Consider the following 19,515-nt stretch of genomic DNA (forward strand, 5'->3'; position numbering starts at 1 on the left):
TAATCATATAAAGAGAGAGGTCATGTTGATAATGATTAAGAAAAAATATGTTAATGCGTTCGTTATAGCAGCAACTTTAGCAGTTCCATTCAGTGGTATTATGGCACCGATTGCGAAAGCAGAAGCGGCAGTAGAAATGAAAGCAGCTAGCAAACTAGCAGATGGTACATATGACGTTATTTTAAAGACTTATAAAGATCAAACGAATGACACATCAGTTGCATCTACATATTTAAAAAATCCAAAAGTAACGATTCAAGGTGATAAAAAAATCGTTACGTTAACAGTTCAAGATAGTAGCTATTTTCAGTATCTTAGAGTAGAAAATCCAAATAAAATAGGGACATTCCATGATGTAAAAGTAATTTCCGAAGATAAAGCAAATAACGGTACGAAAGTTGTTCAATTTGAAATTGATGAGTTTTCGAAAAAATATAATATGCAAATGCATATATTAATTCCAGCAATTAAATATGATCATACATATCAAGTACAGTTTGAAATCGATGCGAGTGCAATTGAACAGAAGCCTAAATTCTCTGATGTACCAGCTTGGGCACAAGAATCAGTTCAATATTTAGTAGATAAAGAAGCAGTGCACGGTAAGCCAGATGGTACATTTGCTCCGGCTGAAAATATCGATCGTGGCTCAGCTGCGAAAATATTAGCAACTGTTTTAGGTTTAGAAATTAAGAAAGATGCAAAGCCATCATTCCCTGATGCGCAAAATCACTGGGCTACACCATACATCGCAGCAGTTGAAAAAGTAGGTATTGTAAAAGGTGATGAGAAGGGGAACTTTAATCCAAGCGGGTTAATTAACCGTGCATCAATGGCTTCTATGTTAGTAAATGCATATAAATTAGAAAGAAATGAAAATATAAAACTACCAAAAGAATTTGCTGACTTAAAAAATCATTGGGGTGCAAAGTATGCCAATGTTTTAATTCAAGAAAATATTTCAGTTGGAACAGATAATGGCTGGGCTCCAGATAAAGCGGTAAGCCGTGCGGAAGCAGCACAATTTATTGCGAAGGCGGATAAGTTGAAGAAATAAATGAAATAGAGTGAGAAAATAAAGGCGCACAACGGTCACTTTTGTGAATGGGTTGTGTGCCTTTTTGTTGTGAGATTCATTAATGGGATAGAGGTAGATAAAGTATTGCCTCTTTGGATAAGGGGGAATACTTTATTTCAATTTAGAAGAGAGAATAAAGGAAAAGTTTGGTTTGATAATATTCGTTTACTAGAAGGAAACGCTCTTATTAAAAACGAGTATGACAACGACGGAAATGTTGTTGCGACGTATGATGAAGAAGGCCAGAAGAATACATTCACATATGATGCATCAGGAAATAAAAAGAGCGAAACAGATGAAAAAGGAAATACAAAATTATATGATTACAATAAAGATAATCTATTAACAAAAGTTACATTGAAAAATGGTACTTCTGTAAATTATCGTTATGATCATAATGGAAACACAACAGAGAAATCTGTCATGTTTGGTGGGAAAACGCAAACACACAAATATGAATATGATGTAGATAATAAAAATACAGTATATATCGATGCGTTAAACCGTCGTATTGAAAATACGTACGATGAAAATGCAAACAAGATTAAAACAAAAATGCCAAACGGCTCTATTCTAGAATCTGTATATGATACAGCAGATCGCGTTATTGGTGAACAGCGTAACGGAAAAGATTCATTTACATTTGAACGTGATCAAAATGGACAAGTTACGAAAGTCAAAGACCATGTCAATGGCGTAGAACGTACAAAAACATACGACAAGGCAGACCGTGTCACAAGCGCAACAGATAGCCGAGGCGGAAAAGTTGATTGGGCATATCACGACAAAGCAAACAGTAAGACAGAAAAACTAAAAGAACAAACAGTAACGCAAGGCGGATACACAAATAAAGTATCGTATGACTACAACACGTTAGATCAAAACATTCGTGTAACAGACGGTTCTCAAACGTATCGCTTTGATTATGATGATCAAGTAAATGTTCGTACGTATACAGCTGGCAATGGTTCAGGTTCTACCTTCAACTATGACCATGCGAACAAAATTAAAGATTTAGTAGTAGGTACTTCAAATAGTATTCTACTTTCTGAACGATATGAATATGACCAAGCAGGTACCCGTACGAAAATTAAACATGAAGGTGCTGGCGGAAAAGTAACAGAAACAAACTTTGTATATGACCCGATTAACCAATTATTAAATGAAGCACTACGAAACGGAACAAGTAAATCTTACACATATGATGGATTTGGAAACCGTACAAGTGTGAAAGTTGTAGAGAATGGAAAAGAAACAAAATCTATAGCGGCAACATTCAATGAAGGAAATCAGCTTGTAAAATTCGGAAACGAATCGTTAACGTATGATGCGAATGGAAATCGTACATCAGATGGAAAGTACAAGTATACATGGAATGAAGACGATCAGATTGTAGCTATCACAAAACAAGGTGAGAGCAATGCATTTGCGACTTATAAATATGATAATGATAGTCGTCGTATTGAAAAGATTGTAAATGGTCAAGTAACACGCTATTTCTATGATGGAGACAGTATTAACCCATTATATGAGACAGATGGAAATGGAAATGTACTTCGTCAATATGTATACTCTACAACTGGCGTACGACTAGCAATGAAGTCAAAAGGACAAACGTTATACTATCACTACAATCCTCGTGGTGATGTCGTTGCGATGACGAATCAAGACAAGGAAGTTGTAGCAACGTATGAATATGATTCATGGGGTAACGTATTAAAGAGCGACGCAAAAGGTATCGCAGCAGACAATCCGTTCGGATATGCGGGATACATGTATGATAAAGAGATTGGTATGTATTACTTGATTGCGAGATACTACAACCCAGATCATGGTGTGTTCTTATCGGTGGATCCTGATCCGGGTGATGAAGATGATCCGGTTACGATGAATGGATACACTTATGTGGACAATAATCCTGTAATGAAAGTTGATCCTGATGGTCATGTAGCTTGGTTTGCAATTAATGCAGGATTTGCAATGCATGATGGATATAAGGCATATAAATCAGGTTCAAATTGGAAAGGAATTGTGACCGCAGGTGCCATTGGATTTGTTGGCGGTGGAAGAGTTAAAGCAGCTAAAAAAGCTGTTGGTTTTGTAAATGATCGTGCCGTAAGAGGATATACTAAGCAGATTTTTGAAAAAAGAAGAGCTATCACTCCAAGTAATATTAATCAGCAAAAACGGAAATTTTTAGGTGATAATCATGTGAAAATAAGTGCTGGAAAATGGAGAAGTGCAGATGGTACTAGACAGTTTAGGGCAAAGAAAAATGATATAACAGGTCAACATGGTTTTCCTCATGTACATTTTGAATTTTTAAAGAAAAATGGAGTTGTTAAGAAAAATGTACATGTTAGATATAGTTCAAAGAAAGGGAAAAAGAAATGATAATATTAGAAGTGCAAACATATACAAAAGAAAACTTACAAGAGTATATTGAATTATTCGATGATGAAGAGCTAGAATTAAGCTTAGTCGGTGAAATATCTGATTTGGTATTAAAATTTGATATAGAGGGGGCTCGAAATATATTACATGCTTTAAAAAGCAGTCCAATCCAAAAAGGGATAGAAATAATTTTGGATGAATCAGTAAATTTCAAAGAAACATGTCATGTGAAAAAAGTAAAAATTAACTTTACTAATATATCAGAATTTGAATTATCAAATGTTGTTGAAGATAGTTTATTTTATAAAGATGGTATAGTATTTTTAAGTTTTTATCATGAGGCGATAGATGCTACTATATTTAAATTGGAAGAATGTATTGAAAAACATGTATTTTCTCCTGCTGAGATTATTGATCTTTATTATGAAAATCGAGAAATAACTTTGTATGGCCAATTTGTACATGCAGGTGAAAGATAATAAAAATTAATACAGCTTTTTCATGAAAAAATTTTATAAATTAAATATAATTTGTAGATACAGTGCAGCTCAAAATTTAAACAGGTAGTTTAATTTTGGGCTGCATTTTTTATTTTAAATGCCTTAGCACTTCAAAGGCAGTAAACATATTAAAAGTGTTAAAGCATATCCTAAATATGCTGGAAATCCTAATAATATCAGGTTTGTCACACGTAAAGAACATTTAAGTCTTCATGGTGGAAAAAGTAGGTGAGTCACTAGTTGGCCTATGGGTATAAAAGTTTATTGTTTTGAAGGAGATATGGATAAAAGGAGTTTGAAGTATGCAAAATATAATTATAAAAAAACTGGAACCCGTATATGGAAAGGATAAAAAAACTGTAAGAACTGGAACTAGGGTGTTTGGAAATATAGATAAAGTTAATTGGATGAATGTGGTAAACTCGCCCCTTAGTAAAGAAGAAATTCAAGTATTTGAAGATGAGATGGAAACTGTATTTCCAGAACCATATAAATATCTACTATCTCTTATGAACGGAAGCTTTTTGGCAAATTTAGTTCGAATAGCAGGGCAGCCAAAAATTGGTGGTCTTTCTGATGAGGAAGAATATTTTCAACCGTTTGATTTGTATAGCTTTCAACAACTATATGCGTCTAAAAAAATTCCTGATTCATATTTTGTCTTTGCAGATTCAATGGATTTGGGTACAATATATGCTATTAGCGAAGAGAATAGAGTATTAGAATTACATTTAAGAAGTAAGAAAGTTTTAAGAGATCTAGGAACCATGGAAGAATGGTTAGACTTATTATTAGAAGAGGCAATACGAATATAAGTAAATTTAATGAACGACTAAGATGGTACAATTAAAACGAAATTCAGCTGGAGAAAAGAGTTTAGGTTTGAAGAAAATTAATTTGTAAAATTTTAGTGTAAAGTAATAATCAGTGGGGATTTTCTTCACTGATTATTATTTTAAGTTATTAGTAGAATGAGAAAGGATGTTTTTCTTGGAGTATCATAATAAAATAAAACAGCTTTTAGAGTGTGTAAATTGTTTAGAAGATAATGAAATTGAGTTAGATTGCGACGGAGAAGAAATTACAATAGAGTTATTTAATAGCGAAGAAATAGAAGAAGGACAGATTGGGTTCCGTATTACCAATGGTGGGGAAAGTTTAATAAGTGATGAAGAAGGATCTTGGCAAGAAGGTTGGATTGTAATTGGCTTAGATTCATATATAGGAGATCCTATTTTTGTAGATACTAAAGATATAGAGTGTGCGGTGTACACTGCTGAACATGGAGAGGGAATGTGGACTCCCGTGCTTGTAGCAGACAGTATAGAAAAGGTAATTCAAGTGGTTAAGGAGAAAAAAATTGCTGAAGAAGGTGATTCAAAAGGTCATTAAAAATGCTCTTTTGGAGACACCTTCTTTCTTTATATAGACAGATGGCTCGCAAACGTATCGCTTTGATTATGACGATCAAGGAAATGTTCGTACGTATACAGCTGGTAATGGTTCAGGTTCGACATTTAACTATGACCATGTGAACAAAATTAAAGATTTAGTAGTAGGTACTTCAAATAGTATTCTACTTTCTGAACGCTATGAATATGATCAATCAGGTACCCGTACGAAAATTAAAAATGAAGGTGCTGGCGGAAAAGTAACAGAAACAAATTTTGTATATGACCCGATTAACCAATTATTAAATGAAGCACTACCAAACGGAACAACTAAATCATACACATATGATGGATTTGGAAACCGTACAAGTGTGAAAGTTGTAGAGAATGGAAAAGAAACAAAATCTATAGAGGCAACATTCTAATAAGTTTTACTTCATATATGTCGCTCTTGGGTTACAAAATTAATATAGTGATATTCGTTTTTTTAGGAATTAGTTTGTTTTTAGCTGGTATTTTTGAAAAAGAAAAGTAAAGTCGATTCGGTGTATTTCAAAATCTAAACAAATAGTTTGATTTTGGGATACACTTTTTAATTTTGAATAACTTATTACTTCTATAATCTGATTTTTTATTGTATGTTGCTATAAACAGGCTCTTATATATTTACATAAGAACCCGTTTGCATGTGTATCACTGTTTTATGTACAATAAAAGAAAAGCATCTTATGAGATGGGGAGAGGAAAACCCATGTCCAATCAACAATTAGTAAATTTACGAATTGATTTCGCTTTTAAACAATTATTTGGTACAAGTGGAAATGAAGACATTCTAATTGCTTTTTTAAACGCAATGTTACGAGATTCTTTAAAATCGCCAATTGTTGCGTTACAATTAGAAGATCCACATTTGCATTGAGAACATGAAGAAGATAAATTATCGATATTAGATATTTTAGTTACATTAGATACAGGTACGAAAGTAAATATTGAAATTCAGTTGAATAATGCTCACAACATGATTAAGCGCAGTTTGTATTACTGGGGAAGGTTATACACATCCCAACTTCAAAAGGGAATGCCGTATAGTTCTCTTCGGAAAACCATCACGATTAATTTGTTGAATTTCGTTATGTTTCTTGAATATGAAGCATTCCATACAATAGGAATCCTATGGAATCAACAGCAACAGAAAGTATTGAGTGATGATATTGAAGTTCATATTGTAGAGCTTCCAAAACTTATGCAACAGTGGCGGAATGAACAAGTAAATCCCGGGGAGGATTCATTTGTTCGTTGGTTATTATTACTCCCAGCGAATGAAGATGAACAATTAACCCAAACATTGGAGGATATTGCAATGAACCAAGATCCGATTTTACAAAAAGCAATGAATAAATGGGAACGTATGAGTCAAGATTCTTCTTTTCGACAAGCGTATGAAGCAAGGGAAAAAGCTCTGATGGATGAGGCAGCAAAGTATGCACATGCCCGTAAGGAAGGGATTGAAGAGGGGAAAATACAACTCATTCGTGGTATGAGTAAAAATGGAATGTTGATAGAAGATATTGCAAAGTTTACAAATTTACGCATAGAAGAAATACGAAACATTTTACAAGTCTAAAAGGGTTATGAAAATAAGGGATGTAAAAGTGTTGATTTAACGACATTTTTACATCCCTCTTTACGAAAGTGAAAGATCTTGTCAACGGTGTAGAACGCACGAAGACATTAGCATTTGAAAAACGACACATGAAACAAACATCTCAAGAACCAATAGAACAACTCAATACTTCTAATTTTACACAACAATTCCCCGCTAATTCATTTACACTCTATGATGACAAATAGCATTGGAGCAATATATTCCTATAGGTGGGTGTAAAACATATTTTTTAGTAAAAAGGGATATTTATATGAAGAAAAAACTAGAGATATTGAAAAAAAACTAAAAGAATTTTAACCTGGGACAGCAGAGGAAATGAATGGTGAAAATTAAATGAAAAATAATTTGTAGAAAGAAGAGCTGATATCGGCTTTTCTTTTTTATAAATATCTTATATAGCTGATTGTTATGCAATAAATGTGCTAGATGGAGATGTTTGGCTCTATTATTCAGAATTTCCTTTAGTTCAAATGAAAGATAAAAAATTTCATATGTCTTGGAATGAAATAAATGTAATTAAGGAAATACGGTCGGAAAGTTTTGCGGTTGCTCAGGACAAAGTAGTATTTATTACGCAAGATAAAAAGTTGGTTGTTTATGATTTAAATAATAATCATGTGCATGATGTGAATCTTCGTAATGAATTAGGAGAACCGATTCAATTTGTTGCTTATTATAGCCGCGGATCTGTTATGTATTTTCAGATGGATGATAGGCTGTATTATGTTGATACAATTAATATATGAGATGATAAAAAAAGCGCACTCAACAATCTGGGTACGCTTTTTCATAACCGTTATATATTCCTCTTCATCAACTCCCCAACTTGCGTCGCAACACACTCAACATCACTATCAATTTCGTTTAACACGTAAGATTCTAAAATGCCCATTACAGCCGTTCCTAAAAATTTTAAAATGATGTGTTTATCGATGTTTTTATTTATTGATGTGTTTGTGTTTAGTTTTTTCTCTATTTCACCCATAATGAAAGTTAGTAATTTTTTTTGAAATGATAAGGTGCTGTTACTGTTAAATAACGCCGCGAGGTCAAAGTGTGAATTCGCCAAATAAGTTAAACTTTACGAGTATGGGATCGGTAATTGGTTTTGATGCGTTCCATTTAGCAGATACGTTATTAACGCAGCCGCTGCAAATTATTGTCGGCAGTAAGCAAGGTGCATTCGGTTCTTATAAAGATGGTCATGAGCTTTATGAGAAAGCAGCTTCAGAGAAGAAAGACTTACTTGTTGTGGAAGGTGCGAGTCATTACGATTTATATGACCAACCAGAACCAGTAAAAATTACAGTTAAAAAATTAACAAGCTTCTATAACGAAAATCTGTAAAAGTAATGTTGTTTTGAATTGCACCTCTAATTGTTAGGTTTGCATCTAGCAGTTAGAGGTTTTTATTGTGAAGATTGCTGTGCTTATTATTTACGCTATAAGTGCATAACAAGATATAATAGAAGAAATGAATAAGGAGGCTAGTTGTGAAGAATCTTCGTTATCTCAATATATTTACGATATTAATTATATACACACTACTTATGTTTTACATTGGCTGGAACGGATGGGTTTGGCTTCATGCGGTATTTGGCTGGGAGTCTTGGGGATATTACGCTTTCATAGTTGGCTTTATTTCGTATGCGTACATTCTCGTGCAAGTGTTTAAGTTTTTGCCTTTCCTACGAACGATAGGTTCAATTTGGTTTGCGGTTATACAATACGCGCTTATGTTATTACCGTTAGCTAATATTACAGTCTTTCTTTTACAGTTTTCAGTAGAGAAAGAAGCGGCAATTATTTGGACAGGAGCGGCTGTATTAGCTGCATTTATTTTTATCTTTGCGTACGGAGTATTCAACGCATATAGCCCAGTAGTTAGAAAGTACGAGGTGCACATCCCGAAAAAAGTAGAGGGACGTAAAAGTTTACGCATTGCGATGGCTTCTGATATGCATTTCGGTAAATTATCTGGCGTTTCGCATTTGAAAAGGCTTGTTCGTCATGTAAATGAAATGGAGCCTGATATTATTTTACTGCCAGGTGATATTATCGATGATCATCCAGGTGTGTTCATTCAAAAAAATATGGGACATATTATGAAACAAATGACAGCTCCACTAGGCGTATATGGTGTGTTAGGAAATCACGAATATTACGGCCGAGCAGTTCCAGAATTTTTACAAGAGATGGATAAGATCGATATTCGTATTTTGTTAGATGAAGTGATTACCATTGAAGATGCCTTTTATCTCGTTGGAAGAAGAGATAAAACAGAACGAGACCGCCAAAGTTTTGAAAATCTTATGAGTACGGTAGATAAAACGATGCCAGTTATCGCAATGGATCACCAACCCTTTGAGTTAAAACAAGCAGCGGATGCTGGCGTAGATTTACTATTATCCGGTCACACGCACCGCGGACAAATGGCACCAAACCATATTGTAACGAGAAGAATGTACGAACTAGACTGGGGATACGTACAAAAAGGTGCATTCCACGCAATTGTTTCTTCTGGTTTCGGATTTTGGGGACCACCGCTTAGACTTGGAAGTAGGTCGGAGATTGTGCGGGTGGAGGTTACGTTTGAATAAATTTATGTAATAGAGAGCTAATGGCTCTCTATTTTTACAAATAAAAAAAGGCTCCATATAAGGAGCACTCAATAAAAATAAATGAATTAAAACAAATAACAGACATGTATAATATACAATATTTATAATTTAATATCAATATATTTAGATTTAAAATATTAATTGGTTTCGATTTTATAAAAGAGGTATGATTATAAGAGACGGCTGAGATAAAGGGGGATTACAATTGATCATATCAGATGTACTATACGGAGAACTTGAAGTGGATCCAGTAGTAGAAGAATTAATTTTAAGTAAGTCTGTGCAAAGACTTAAAGGTATTCATCAAACTGGCGCAAGTTATTTAGTGAATAAGGAATGGAATGTAACGCGCTTTGATCATTCAGTTGGCGTTATGTTGTTAATTAAAAAACTTGGTGGTTCAGTAGAGGAACAAATTGCAGGTTTACTGCATGACGTATCACATACTGCTTTTTCTCATGTGATTGATTATGTTTTTGATAATAGAAATGAAAGTTATCATGAAGAGATATTTAGTTCTGTTGTGAAAAACTCAGAAATTCCAGCGATTCTTGCGAAGTATGGCTATAACTATGAAGAGATTTTGTTAGATGATTCGAAGTGGACGTTACTGGAAAGGTCAGCGCCCGAATTATGCGCAGATCGAGTGGATTATACGTTACGAGATATGTATACATATGGGTATATTTCTTTAGAAGAAGCTCACAGTTTTTTAGAGGATGTAATTGAAGTAAACGGAAAAATGGTCCTTCAAAACATCGAAATGGCAGAGTGGTTTACAGAAACGTATTACAAAGAAGTCATCGATTTCTTTATGCAACCAATGAATAGTTACGGAAATGATATGTTAGCAAAAACGCTAAAGTTAGCTCTACATAAGAAGGTTATTCATGCAGATGATTTTCTTCTTGAAGATGATGAGCTTATTTCGAAATTGCAGCAATGTAATAATCCAGAAGTACATGCTTTATTAAGCAAAGTTCATCCGAATGTAAAAGTAAAAGAAGATAGAAATGATTATGATTTATATCAGAACAATAAAGTACGTCTTATTGATCCGCCGTTACTTCGTGCAGGTGAAGTTATTTACTCGTCTGTTGTTTCAGAAAACATAAGGAAGATGAGTGAGGTCGCTTATGAAAAAGCGGTGAGAGGGATGTATGTGAAAGTGATTTCGGATTAAAAAGTAGAGCATCTAGGAGTGATGCTCTACTTTTTCACATCACTGATCAAACCAATTCCAAACCTCAATATCTCCAAGAGTCGCATAACGCACATTCGGTGAGTTTTGTAATTTTAATAACTCTTTCGACGGTCCGGTAATGACCATGCCGTATACTTTCACACCGTTATCTTTTACATACTCATAGCGCTTATCTAAATTCAGTTCTTTTTCAGGAGTCCGAGTAGTTTTACTTACAGTTTCTTTATGCTCAGAAAGAATGCGCATCATTTCGATTACTTCATCTTCTTTTATCTTTGGTCGTATTTCTTCATTATTAGGGAGATTTATATGTTCTGAAAATCCTATAATTTCTCCGCCACTTAGGATGAAATCTTCTTCATCTATTCTCTCTTGTCCCGTGTCTAAGGCGTACCATAAAGGAGAAGGCGGCATTTCTTGTGCTTCAAATGCGCTATATAGAATGGATTCGACTTCTTGTAAAGTGTAAACTTTATCGAAAGATATCGCTAATTCTGCAACGGTACCCTCATGTATCTTTCCAAGTGTATCCCAAACTTTTTTAGATGATTCTTTCAAAGAAGCTTCTTCCTTGATTTTTGGATGAACAAAGGAAAGTTTTTTGGAATAGGGTTTGTTTTCCCATGATTTATTTTTGACAGTTACAGATGATAAGAAACTACGCGTTGCTACTGTCCCAATTGGAAATTCTTTTTTGCCGACCGTTTTAAATAAATTCATTTCAGTTTCTGTACGGAAAAAGGGTTTAACCTTCGTACTACCTCCAGCGGAACGACTATTTGGAATGGTTGCTTCTAGTGCGAGTGCTGGAATTTCATCTACTTCAGTTAATTTTTTCATATTATAGAAGTAAAAAGCAGATGAAAAATGACCAACAAAATAGATTGCAATACAAACGGCAAGGAAAAAACTAACGGTTTGCCAACGCTGTTTCCATTTTATTTTCCAAAACGGGACTTTCAAATTTTGTGGTGGTAGTCTTTTCTTTATCGGTTCACTCTTCGCAAGCAATTCATCCAAATATACTTCACACTCTTCGCAAGTCTCGATATGACTTTCTAACTCTTCTTGTTCATCCTGCGTAAGCGTTCCGTTTTCATACTTCTCCCATAGTTTTTTAAATTCTATACAACCCATCCATATCACTCCTTTATGCTTTTCGTTTCTTTTCGTCCTCGGTGTAATTCAATTTTCACCTTCGCTAGTGAGAGACCAGTCATTTCTGCTATTTCTTTATATGAGAATCCGTAGTAATCTCGTAGTAACAGGACATTTCGTCTTTCAAGGGGAAGAGAAGATAAATTGTCTAACCAACTAGCAATCTCATGTTTTACAAAATAAGAGTGCTCTGTACTTGGTACGTTCGGTAAATGGAATTCTGTAATTGTCGTCGTTTTATATCTTTTTTCTTTTCGATACCAATCGATAAAGGCGTTGTAGGCAATTGTAAATAACCACGGCCTAATTTCTTCTCCTTTATAATAGTCAATATGGACGAGCATTCGGTAAAAGGTTTCTTGCATGAGATCTTCCGCATAGTGGGAATCTCCGGTAAGGGAGAGAAGATAGCGAAATAAGTCGTGCATATGCTCGGAGTAAATGTCTTCTAATGATTGTTTGCGTTTCACTACATTTCCCTCCCTTCATACATAACAACGAAATACATATAAAAAAGTTACAATTTTTTATGGAATTATAGTAAAAAACGTCAAGAAGTGGATAGGATTCTCTTTTATCATAATACATATAAGGCGGGTGAACAGAGATGGAAAGCTATGAAACACAAATTCAAAGGTCCATTGATTATATTGAGGAAGATGTAATGGAAAAACAGACGCTGCGTAATTTAGCACGTATTGCAGGTTTTTCTGAGTCGCATTTTCATCGTGTATTTCAGGCATTAGTAGGTGATACAGTAATGGAGTATGTTCGAAAGAGGAGGTTAGCCCGGGCAGCTTATCAACTTTCTCATACGGATGAAAAAATTATTGATATCGCATTTGAGCATGGCTTTCAATCTCATGAAACGTTCACGAGAGCCTTTAAAAAATTATTTCAAATGACACCGAGTGAATATCGAAAACAAGAAATTGAAACGCCAATGTATTACAGCGTGAATGTAAAGCAAAGAAAATTAAATCCGTATTTAGGAGGCATACAAATGGAATATCGTATTGTAAATAAACCAGAATTTTTAGTGGCAGGTTATGAACTGAAGACGACAAGTAAAGAAGGGAAAAACCATCAAGACATCCCAGCATTTTGGCAAGAATATTTACAAAAAGATCTTGGAACGACAATTCCGAATCGTAAAGATACGAGCCAATGGGTAGAGCTTGGATTATGTACTGATTTTAATTTAGAAACAGGGGACTTCACTTATATTATCGGAATGGAAGTTACAGACTTTGAAAATGTACCAAATGAAATTGCAAAGCGCACGTTCCCAGCAGCAACATATGCTGTGTTTACAACGCCGAAAGTTCCTCATGAAGAAATGGTATCGTCTATTCACCAAACGTGGAATGCTGTTTTCTCAGAATGGTTCCCGCATTCAGGCTATGAACATTGCGGCGTTACAGAGTTTGAATTATACGATGAGCGTTGCCACGAAGATAAAAGTGAGTTCGCTCAAGTAGAGCTTTGGATACCGGTGAAGAAGAAATAATAGAAAGAAAAGCGAGCCACTGAGTGGTTCGCTTTTATCATATAGGTTGCGGTATATGCCGATTTTTGTCGGTAAGTCGATATATCTAGAAAATCGCCGATATAATTTCATATACCGCTAAAACACTTTAAAAAACGATCATATAATTTCATATACCGCTGAACTCTCCCAAAATAGAAAAAGAAAAGACGCCACATAGCGCCTTTTCTACGAACGAAACGGAAACACAAGTATAATTGTCGTTCCTTTTCCAAGTTCGCTATCGATAGAAATCGTTCCGTTATGAGCATGAACGAGCTGCTTTGTAATAGCGAGGCCAAGTCCTGTTCCGATGTTGCTTTCTTCTGTATTTGTTCCTCTATAATATCGCTCAAATAGAAGTTCTTTCGTTTTATCATCCATTCCTTTTCCATTATCTGAAATAGATAGTGTGAATGAAGTAGCGTTTTGCGAAAGTTTTACGATGACATTAGTCGTTTCATTATTATGTTTTACAGCGTTTACGAGTAAGTTTTCGATAATACGCTGGAACCATTTTTCTTCAATGAAATATTGAATTTTATTTGAGCTTGGTACGAATTCAATATTTTGATTTTGAAGTGTCGGATTATTAATGAATTGTAATAATACTTTTTGGACGAATTGATTCATTTCAATGTTTACATGCTGCGCAGGAAGACTGTTATTTTTTAATTGATACGTTAAGCTTAAGTCATCGATTAATGTCGTCATATATTGCGATTTCTCTTTCATAACGCTGCCGAATTGTTGAATGTCACGATCAGTCCAGTTGTACTGCTTTGATTCTAGTAATAATGCGTAGCCGTATATAGAACTTAGTGGTGTTTTTAAATCGTGCGTTAGACCAGTAATCCATTCTTCACGTGTTTGCTGCAGTACTTGCCTCATCGCATCATTTTTTTTCAGTGTAATAGAAAGGTGCTCTAGTGAATTCGTCACATCACTAAATAAGCGGAATGACCATTTTTCTTTACCAGATTTCCTGAACCTGATAGGTTTTCCTTTTTTACTAACAGGCTCTTCGTACTTTCCACCAGCTATGTTTTTAAGCCAGCGCATCGCATGTAATAACGGTTTTCCAAATTTATTACCGTACCAAATAGAAAGAATGACTAAATAAACAAATACGATAAGAAGGATTAATCCGCATCCGATTAGAAACTTTTTAGCAAATACATCGTCTATTTCATCATCTGGGTAGTAGTACTCATTTTTGGCAGTTACAACGAGAAGATGATTGCTATTTGTGTCATAAAAGCTAGACGTGTTTTCCTTATGATTCCACGGCTCTTTTTCGCTAAGAGCGGCTTGTATAACAGAAAATGTTTTTTTCTTTCCGTTTGGATAGGAGAATACTTCTTCGCCAACGCTATTAAAAACTTGAAGTGTTGCTTTTTCTTTAGAAAGTAACTGTTTTTCTTCTTCTGTTAATGTGAACGAATCTGTAGATACAGAAGGGTGCGTTTTCTGGATTGTTTTTAGTAATGCATTGCTTTTTAACATACCACCGTAAATAACAAGTACGTTTTTTTCTTCTAATTCAATTTCCCAATATGTAAATGTATAAGGACTTTCTATGTGATTCTGTATATACGAGAATAAAGATGCTTTCGTATAAGATGTCGGTACGTCACTAGGTGTATTAAAGTGATAGAGAACTTTTCCGTTTTCCTCTACAACTTGAATCCAATCATTTTTCTCTTTAATTAAGTCTTTTACTTCAGCTTTCACCGAAATATCGCCATCTTCTGAAGAAATGTATCTTGCAATCATAAAATTTTCAGCATCTGGAATGTTCGGTTCGTATGAAGTACTCGTAACAAGAAAAATTAAATACGTGAATGCAGCTACTACAGCAATCAGTAATGTAACTAAAACAAATACGTGTTGCATGATAAACTGGATAATAAGTCGTTTATTAAAGTTCATATCGTCACCCTACTTTGTAATGAACTTATAGCCAAGCCCGCGAACGGTTTTTATATATTCTGGTTTACTTGGGTCTTGTTCGATTTTTTCACGTAGTTTTCGAATGTGGACCATAACGGTATTGTCATCGCCATTGTAGGCAGGTGCTCCCCAAACTTTCTCGTATATTTCTTCTTTTGAAAATACGTAGTTCGGATTCTCGCAAAAGAAGAGTAATAGCTGAAATAGCTGGGCGGAACATTCGACAACACGCCCATTTACTGTAAGCTCTGCGGAATATCGATCAATTTCAAATCTGCCAAATGAACTAGAGTGTGCTTTTTGTTCGTGTGGCATGACTTGCTTCATATGTCTTCGGAGTTGTGCTTTCATACGAGCTACCACTTCAAGTGGGTTAAATGGCTTCGTAATATAATCATCTGCACCGTGTGAAAATCCAGATATTTTATCTAAATCAGATGTTTTAGCTGTGAGGAAGAAGATAGGGCAATCTGTTTTTTGGCGAATGATTGGACAAATATCAAAACCAGATTGTCCAGGAAGCATGACATCTAAAATAATTAAATCGTAATCGTTTTGCTGAGTAAGAGATAAAGCCATTTCAGCGGATGTTGCAGTTGTAATATGAGAAAAACCTTCTTTTTCAAGAATGGTAGTTAATAATTGTAAAATTGCTGTTTCATCATCAACGAGCAAAATATTTGCTTCATACATAAAAAATCCCTCCTAATTTCCTCGAATATCATATCATCTTTCGGTAACTTATGGAATTTTTAAGGAAATTTTAAGGTTTTCTTTCTCAAAAAATTAAGAATCAAATGATATGATAAAAGTAACATAGGGGAGGAGATGAGTGTGAATCCGTTTCAAACGATGCGAGCTAGATATTTTTTAATTGTATTTGCACTATTAACTGTAGTTGCAAGAGCCAGTAATGAATTGATAGAAAATACATTTCATATGCAAAATTCTACTTTTATAAATATTCTTATATTCTATATCCTGCCGATTACTTGGATTTATTTTGATTATAAAAAACACCGTGTTGCATTTTCATTATTTATTAATAGAAATGAAACATTTAACCTGGTGCAAGTTTTATACATTACGATCATGTTATGCGTGTTTAGTTATGGATATCTTATTTTGTACATGTATAGCTTTGCATGGATTACACCGACATTTATTATGAACGCATTACGCGAACCGATTATGGATAGCACTGGAGGATATGTTTATCAAGTTATTATGGTCGTATTCATCGCACCAATTATTGGGGAATTTGTTTTTCGCGGATTTTTACTGCAACGCTTCGCAGCAAAATGGGGAACGAGTATAGCAATCATTGTTGTAGCAATATTGTTTGCATTGTTACATGTTGATTTCCTAGGTGCAATTGTATTTAGCGTTGTACTATCAATCGTATATATTCGTACGAATAGTTTACTCATGCCAATTGCTATTCATATGTTAAACAATGCACTTGTAATCGGCGTCTCTTTTCTAATAAATAAAGAAGAGATAATGAGTTTGGCAGATTTCTCAAATTATACGACGTTCTTTCCAGGGCTGATTATTTTTATAACGGGATTAAACTTAGTACTCATCTTTTTATTTGTTAACCGCAAATATTGGAATAAAGAAATGCCAGCTATATATGTAGAGCCGGAAAAAAGCTTTTCAGACGTAGTGGGGAGTAAATGAGATGAAGAAGACGATTGAAAAAATATTGAAAGACATTATAGATGCTACGTCTATTACAGATATGTGTGATAAAAGCGTTTGTCATTGGCTTCAACCTGTAGTAGATACGATTGTGTTTCCGGAGTATTATTTGTTCTCTAGTAATCATTTAAAAGAAAATATTATTTCTCTTCTTATTGTGCTAGGGGTTTTACTAATATTTGGTCTAATAGTAGAAGAAATGATGAAGCGCATCTTCAGAAAAAATGAAGAGAAGTATATGTGGGTTCATAAAATATTCGAGAAAGTAATAGTGGCTTTCCTTTTGTTTTATAGTATGAAAACAATCATTTACTTTATAGCTTTGAAGCATCATTCATTCTAAATTTGAAAGGGATGTATAAAATTATATGAATGAAACAATATCATCAAATAAGTTTTTTTATTTGATTGTGCTTAGCATAGTACTAATAACGACAGTCAATGTTATTCTTCGCTGGGAGGAAGCTTATTTCTTTATATATTTAGCACTCCATTTGTTAGGAATTCTATGTATTAGTGGCGGCGTAGTTGCTGAAAAAAAGAGTGAAGAAAGCGTTAATTATATGTGTGTGACCGGCCTTATTTTACTTTTAGCTGTACAAGGTATTATGAAATATAGTTCTTTTTCTCTGCAAGATTTTAGCTTATTAATGGATGTACTTCCTTAAGGGGGCGCGTTATGTTGTCTAAGAAGCAAATAGGATATGTACTAGTTTTAGTCGGTTTTTTTACGCTTATTGTCACGACGTTATTTTTTCAGGACTATGAATATATACGCTATATAAAAGGTGCTGGTTTAATATGTTGGGTTGTAAGTACATTTCTTATCCCAGATTATGAACCGAAGAAAGTGTCTAAAGGTAGGTAAAACTCTTCTTTATATAGAAGAGTTTTTTTATGTAAATAGAGGGTTCTTGAGCAATTTGCATAATAAGCTTGTTCTAATTTAGCATGTACGAACTTACAATAATAATAGACAGGCAGCATAGAGGAGGGAATAGCGTGAGGAAGGTTATTGGGTGGTCGCTTTTTTTGTACGTTGGGTTTGCGTTATTTATATATTGGTATTTATTTGGATGGAGTCATGAACTGATTCCGGACATGTATAAAGGAACGAGTGCAGATCCAGAAACGTTTATGAATGCAAGAGAGCTTACGCTAAGCCAAGATTATTCGCGCGTGAAAAATTTATTGTATTTTTTAGCGACGCCTCTTGAATGGATTATATTATTATTTGTACTTGTGCTCGGTATTTCAAAAAAGTTTGAGAAATGGTCGAAGGAAACGACGAAAATAAGTGTCCTGCAAGTTGCGATTTATTTCTTTTATTTATCACTACTTACAACAGTCCTTGCCTTGCCGATGCAATGGATTAGCCGAAAAGTTTCCGTTGATTACGGCATTTCAACGCAAAGTACACAAAGCTGGATAAAAGATCATGTTATCGGTTTTTGGGAGAGTTATGCGACGATGTTAATCGTAGTTACCGTTCTGCTATGGCTTATCCGTAAATTCCCAAAGAGATGGTGGTTAGCTGGATGGGCGCTCTCTGTTCCGTTTACAATCTTTTTAACATTTATACAGCCTGTCGTTATTGATCCACTGTATGACGACTTTTCGACGCTAAAAAATAAAGAGTTAGAAACGAAAATTTTAGCGATGGCAGACAAAGCCGATATTCCAGCAAAACATGTATATGAAGTCAATATGTCGGAAAAAACGAATGCGTTAAATGCATATGTAACAGGAATAGGACCTAATTCACGTATTGTAATGTGGGATACAACGCTTAAACAATTAAAAGATAAAGAGATTTTATTTATAATGGCCCATGAAATGGGGCATTATGTTATGAAACATATATATTGGGGCGTTGCCAGTTATGTGTTGCTATCGTTTATAGGAATGTACCTCATTAGTCGTATTATAAATAGGTGTATTCGAAAATGGGGGGATACGCTGCAAATTTCAAAAGCAGCATGTTTCTCAATTTTACCGTTATTTTTCTTAATTTCTTCTGTACTCTCTTTTGCATCACAGCCAGCAACAAACTATGTTTCTCGTATAGAAGAACGAGCGGCAGATCAATACGCTCTAGATATGACGAAGGACGGAAAATCTGGTGTAAAGACGTTTCAATATTTATCAAAAACGAGTTTAAGCCAAGTAAATCCGCCTGCGTTAGTAAAGTTTTTCTTATATACACACCCACCAATTTTTGAAAGAATTCATGCGTTTGAACAATATGAAAAAGAAAAGAAGCAGTAGTGTACTGCTTCTTTTCTTTTGGGTTATTCGAATTTTGGAAAATTATAGTG

18 protein-coding genes and 4 pseudogenes are annotated in these 19,515 nt (G+C 34.5%); 17 read left to right on the top strand and 5 right to left on the bottom strand.

What is annotated here, in order from left to right; translation table 11 throughout:
• The first annotated feature begins 31 nt into the window (after positions 1 to 31).
• The 8 genes and pseudogenes from MR070_RS22375 to MR070_RS22410 form a co-directional block, all read left to right on the top strand.
• Positions 32 to 1,057, top strand: coding sequence for an S-layer homology domain-containing protein (locus MR070_RS22375; RefSeq protein WP_242262029.1), 1,026 nt, complete (start codon positions 32 to 34; stop codon positions 1,055 to 1,057).
• 18 nt (positions 1,058 to 1,075) lie between these two features.
• Positions 1,076 to 3,472: an RHS repeat domain-containing protein gene (locus MR070_RS22380; RefSeq protein ID WP_242262048.1), complete on the top strand. Its 2,397-nt coding sequence runs from the start codon at positions 1,076 to 1,078 to the stop codon at positions 3,470 to 3,472.
• Complete coding sequence (locus tag MR070_RS22385; protein ID WP_242262030.1) at positions 3,469 to 3,951, top strand: hypothetical protein; 483 nt, start codon at positions 3,469 to 3,471, stop codon at positions 3,949 to 3,951. Before MR070_RS22380 ends, MR070_RS22385 begins: the two co-directional genes overlap by 4 nt.
• 323 nt (positions 3,952 to 4,274) lie before the next feature.
• A complete protein-coding gene (locus MR070_RS22390; protein WP_242262031.1) occupies positions 4,275 to 4,787 on the top strand; it encodes an SMI1/KNR4 family protein in 513 nt (170 codons plus the stop codon).
• Between the two features lie 166 nt (positions 4,788 to 4,953).
• Complete coding sequence (locus tag MR070_RS22395) at positions 4,954 to 5,364, top strand: hypothetical protein (protein WP_396021602.1); 411 nt, start codon at positions 4,954 to 4,956, stop codon at positions 5,362 to 5,364.
• Between the two features lie 37 nt (positions 5,365 to 5,401).
• Positions 5,402 to 5,785, top strand: a pseudogene (locus MR070_RS22400) (hypothetical protein); the annotation flags it as partial.
• Between the two features lie 329 nt (positions 5,786 to 6,114).
• Positions 6,115 to 6,987 (top strand): annotated as a pseudogene (locus MR070_RS22405) (Rpn family recombination-promoting nuclease/putative transposase).
• Positions 6,988 to 7,424: 437 nt separating this feature from the next.
• Positions 7,425 to 7,775, top strand: a pseudogene (locus MR070_RS22410) (hypothetical protein); the annotation flags it as partial.
• A gap of 50 nt (positions 7,776 to 7,825) precedes the next feature.
• On the opposite strand, the gene MR070_RS22415 reads toward MR070_RS22410, so the two are convergent.
• Positions 7,826 to 8,098 carry a TetR/AcrR family transcriptional regulator C-terminal domain-containing protein gene (locus tag MR070_RS22415; RefSeq protein ID WP_313933834.1) on the bottom strand — a complete coding sequence of 91 codons (273 nt, stop codon included), beginning with the start codon at positions 8,096 to 8,098 and terminating at the stop codon, positions 7,826 to 7,828.
• On the opposite strand from MR070_RS22415, the pseudogene MR070_RS22420 reads away from it, so the two are divergent.
• The 3 genes and pseudogenes from MR070_RS22420 to MR070_RS22430 form a co-directional block, all read left to right on the top strand.
• A pseudogene (locus tag MR070_RS22420) lies at positions 8,068 to 8,376 on the top strand (alpha/beta hydrolase); the annotation flags it as partial. The gene MR070_RS22415 and the pseudogene MR070_RS22420 sit on opposite strands and share 31 nt — an antisense overlap.
• Before the next feature lie 146 nt (positions 8,377 to 8,522).
• On the top strand, positions 8,523 to 9,629 hold the full coding sequence (locus MR070_RS22425) for a metallophosphoesterase (RefSeq protein WP_070805454.1): 1,107 nt from the start codon (positions 8,523 to 8,525) through the stop codon (positions 9,627 to 9,629).
• A gap of 226 nt (positions 9,630 to 9,855) precedes the next feature.
• The gene (locus MR070_RS22430) at positions 9,856 to 10,833 is read left to right on the top strand and encodes an HD domain-containing protein (RefSeq protein ID WP_242262033.1); all 978 of its coding nucleotides are present in this window, start codon (positions 9,856 to 9,858) and stop codon (positions 10,831 to 10,833) included.
• A gap of 39 nt (positions 10,834 to 10,872) precedes the next feature.
• On the opposite strand, the gene MR070_RS22435 is transcribed toward MR070_RS22430, so the two are convergent.
• Together MR070_RS22435 and MR070_RS22440 are read right to left on the bottom strand one after the other, a co-directional pair.
• Positions 10,873 to 11,991: an anti-sigma factor gene (locus MR070_RS22435; protein WP_242262034.1), complete on the bottom strand. Its 1,119-nt coding sequence runs from the start codon at positions 11,989 to 11,991 to the stop codon at positions 10,873 to 10,875.
• Positions 11,992 to 11,996: 5 nt separating this feature from the next.
• The gene (locus MR070_RS22440; RefSeq protein WP_000823976.1) at positions 11,997 to 12,482 is read right to left on the bottom strand and encodes an RNA polymerase sigma factor; all 486 of its coding nucleotides are present in this window, start codon (positions 12,480 to 12,482) and stop codon (positions 11,997 to 11,999) included.
• A gap of 137 nt (positions 12,483 to 12,619) precedes the next feature.
• Here MR070_RS22440 and MR070_RS22445 point away from each other — a divergent pair, with 137 nt between their 5' ends.
• Positions 12,620 to 13,522, top strand: a complete 903-nt coding sequence (locus MR070_RS22445) for an AraC family transcriptional regulator (protein WP_061659211.1) — start codon at positions 12,620 to 12,622, stop codon at positions 13,520 to 13,522.
• 207 nt (positions 13,523 to 13,729) lie between these two features.
• Here the strand turns inward: MR070_RS22445 and MR070_RS22450 are convergent, their stop codons facing one another.
• Both MR070_RS22450 and MR070_RS22455 read right to left on the bottom strand, forming a co-directional pair.
• Entirely contained in the window at positions 13,730 to 15,472 is a 1,743-nt protein-coding gene (locus tag MR070_RS22450; RefSeq protein ID WP_001010469.1) for a sensor histidine kinase, read from the bottom strand.
• A gap of 9 nt (positions 15,473 to 15,481) precedes the next feature.
• A complete protein-coding gene (locus tag MR070_RS22455) occupies positions 15,482 to 16,186 on the bottom strand; it encodes a response regulator transcription factor (protein WP_000272701.1) in 705 nt (234 codons plus the stop codon).
• Positions 16,187 to 16,321: 135 nt separating this feature from the next.
• On the opposite strand from MR070_RS22455, the gene MR070_RS22460 reads away from it, so the two are divergent.
• The 5 genes from MR070_RS22460 to MR070_RS22480 all read left to right on the top strand — a co-directional run bounded on the left by MR070_RS22460 (position 16,322) and on the right by MR070_RS22480 (position 19,465).
• Positions 16,322 to 17,176 (top strand): CPBP family intramembrane glutamic endopeptidase, encoded by an 855-nt coding sequence (locus MR070_RS22460; RefSeq protein ID WP_242262035.1) that lies wholly within the window; start codon positions 16,322 to 16,324, stop codon positions 17,174 to 17,176.
• 1 nt (position 17,177) lies between these two features.
• Positions 17,178 to 17,540, top strand: a complete 363-nt coding sequence (locus MR070_RS22465; protein ID WP_000750872.1) for a hypothetical protein — start codon at positions 17,178 to 17,180, stop codon at positions 17,538 to 17,540.
• 25 nt (positions 17,541 to 17,565) lie between these two features.
• On the top strand, positions 17,566 to 17,865 hold the full coding sequence (locus tag MR070_RS22470) for a hypothetical protein (protein WP_098923543.1): 300 nt from the start codon (positions 17,566 to 17,568) through the stop codon (positions 17,863 to 17,865).
• A gap of 11 nt (positions 17,866 to 17,876) precedes the next feature.
• The gene (locus tag MR070_RS22475) at positions 17,877 to 18,065 is read left to right on the top strand and encodes a hypothetical protein (protein WP_029437804.1); all 189 of its coding nucleotides are present in this window, start codon (positions 17,877 to 17,879) and stop codon (positions 18,063 to 18,065) included.
• 134 nt (positions 18,066 to 18,199) lie between these two features.
• On the top strand, positions 18,200 to 19,465 hold the full coding sequence (locus MR070_RS22480) for a M48 family metallopeptidase (protein WP_242262036.1): 1,266 nt from the start codon (positions 18,200 to 18,202) through the stop codon (positions 19,463 to 19,465).
• Positions 19,466 to 19,515 lie beyond the last annotated feature (50 nt).

The sequence above is a fragment of the Bacillus cereus group sp. BfR-BA-01453 genome (assembly GCF_022662915.1).
GTDB lineage: Bacteria > Bacillota > Bacilli > Bacillales > Bacillaceae_G > Bacillus_A > Bacillus_A paranthracis.

Coding starts and splice junctions, on each gene's coding strand:
- MR070_RS22465 (WP_000750872.1), top strand. CDS start 17,178: ATGAAGAAGACGATTGAAAAAATATTGAAAGACATTATAGATGCTACG.
- MR070_RS22460 (WP_242262035.1), top strand. CDS start 16,322: ATGAGTGTGAATCCGTTTCAAACGATGCGAGCTAGATATTTTTTAATT.
- MR070_RS22395 (WP_396021602.1), top strand. CDS start 4,954: ATGTTTTTCTTGGAGTATCATAATAAAATAAAACAGCTTTTAGAGTGT.
- MR070_RS22385 (WP_242262030.1), top strand. CDS start 3,469: ATGATAATATTAGAAGTGCAAACATATACAAAAGAAAACTTACAAGAG.
- MR070_RS22390 (WP_242262031.1), top strand. CDS start 4,275: ATGCAAAATATAATTATAAAAAAACTGGAACCCGTATATGGAAAGGAT.
- MR070_RS22475 (WP_029437804.1), top strand. CDS start 17,877: ATGTTGTCTAAGAAGCAAATAGGATATGTACTAGTTTTAGTCGGTTTT.
- MR070_RS22455 (WP_000272701.1), bottom strand. CDS start 16,186: ATGTATGAAGCAAATATTTTGCTCGTTGATGATGAAACAGCAATTTTA.
- MR070_RS22470 (WP_098923543.1), top strand. CDS start 17,566: ATGAATGAAACAATATCATCAAATAAGTTTTTTTATTTGATTGTGCTT.
- MR070_RS22450 (WP_001010469.1), bottom strand. CDS start 15,472: ATGAACTTTAATAAACGACTTATTATCCAGTTTATCATGCAACACGTA.
- MR070_RS22435 (WP_242262034.1), bottom strand. CDS start 11,991: ATGGGTTGTATAGAATTTAAAAAACTATGGGAGAAGTATGAAAACGGA.
- MR070_RS22375 (WP_242262029.1), top strand. CDS start 32: ATGATTAAGAAAAAATATGTTAATGCGTTCGTTATAGCAGCAACTTTA.
- MR070_RS22445 (WP_061659211.1), top strand. CDS start 12,620: ATGGAAAGCTATGAAACACAAATTCAAAGGTCCATTGATTATATTGAG.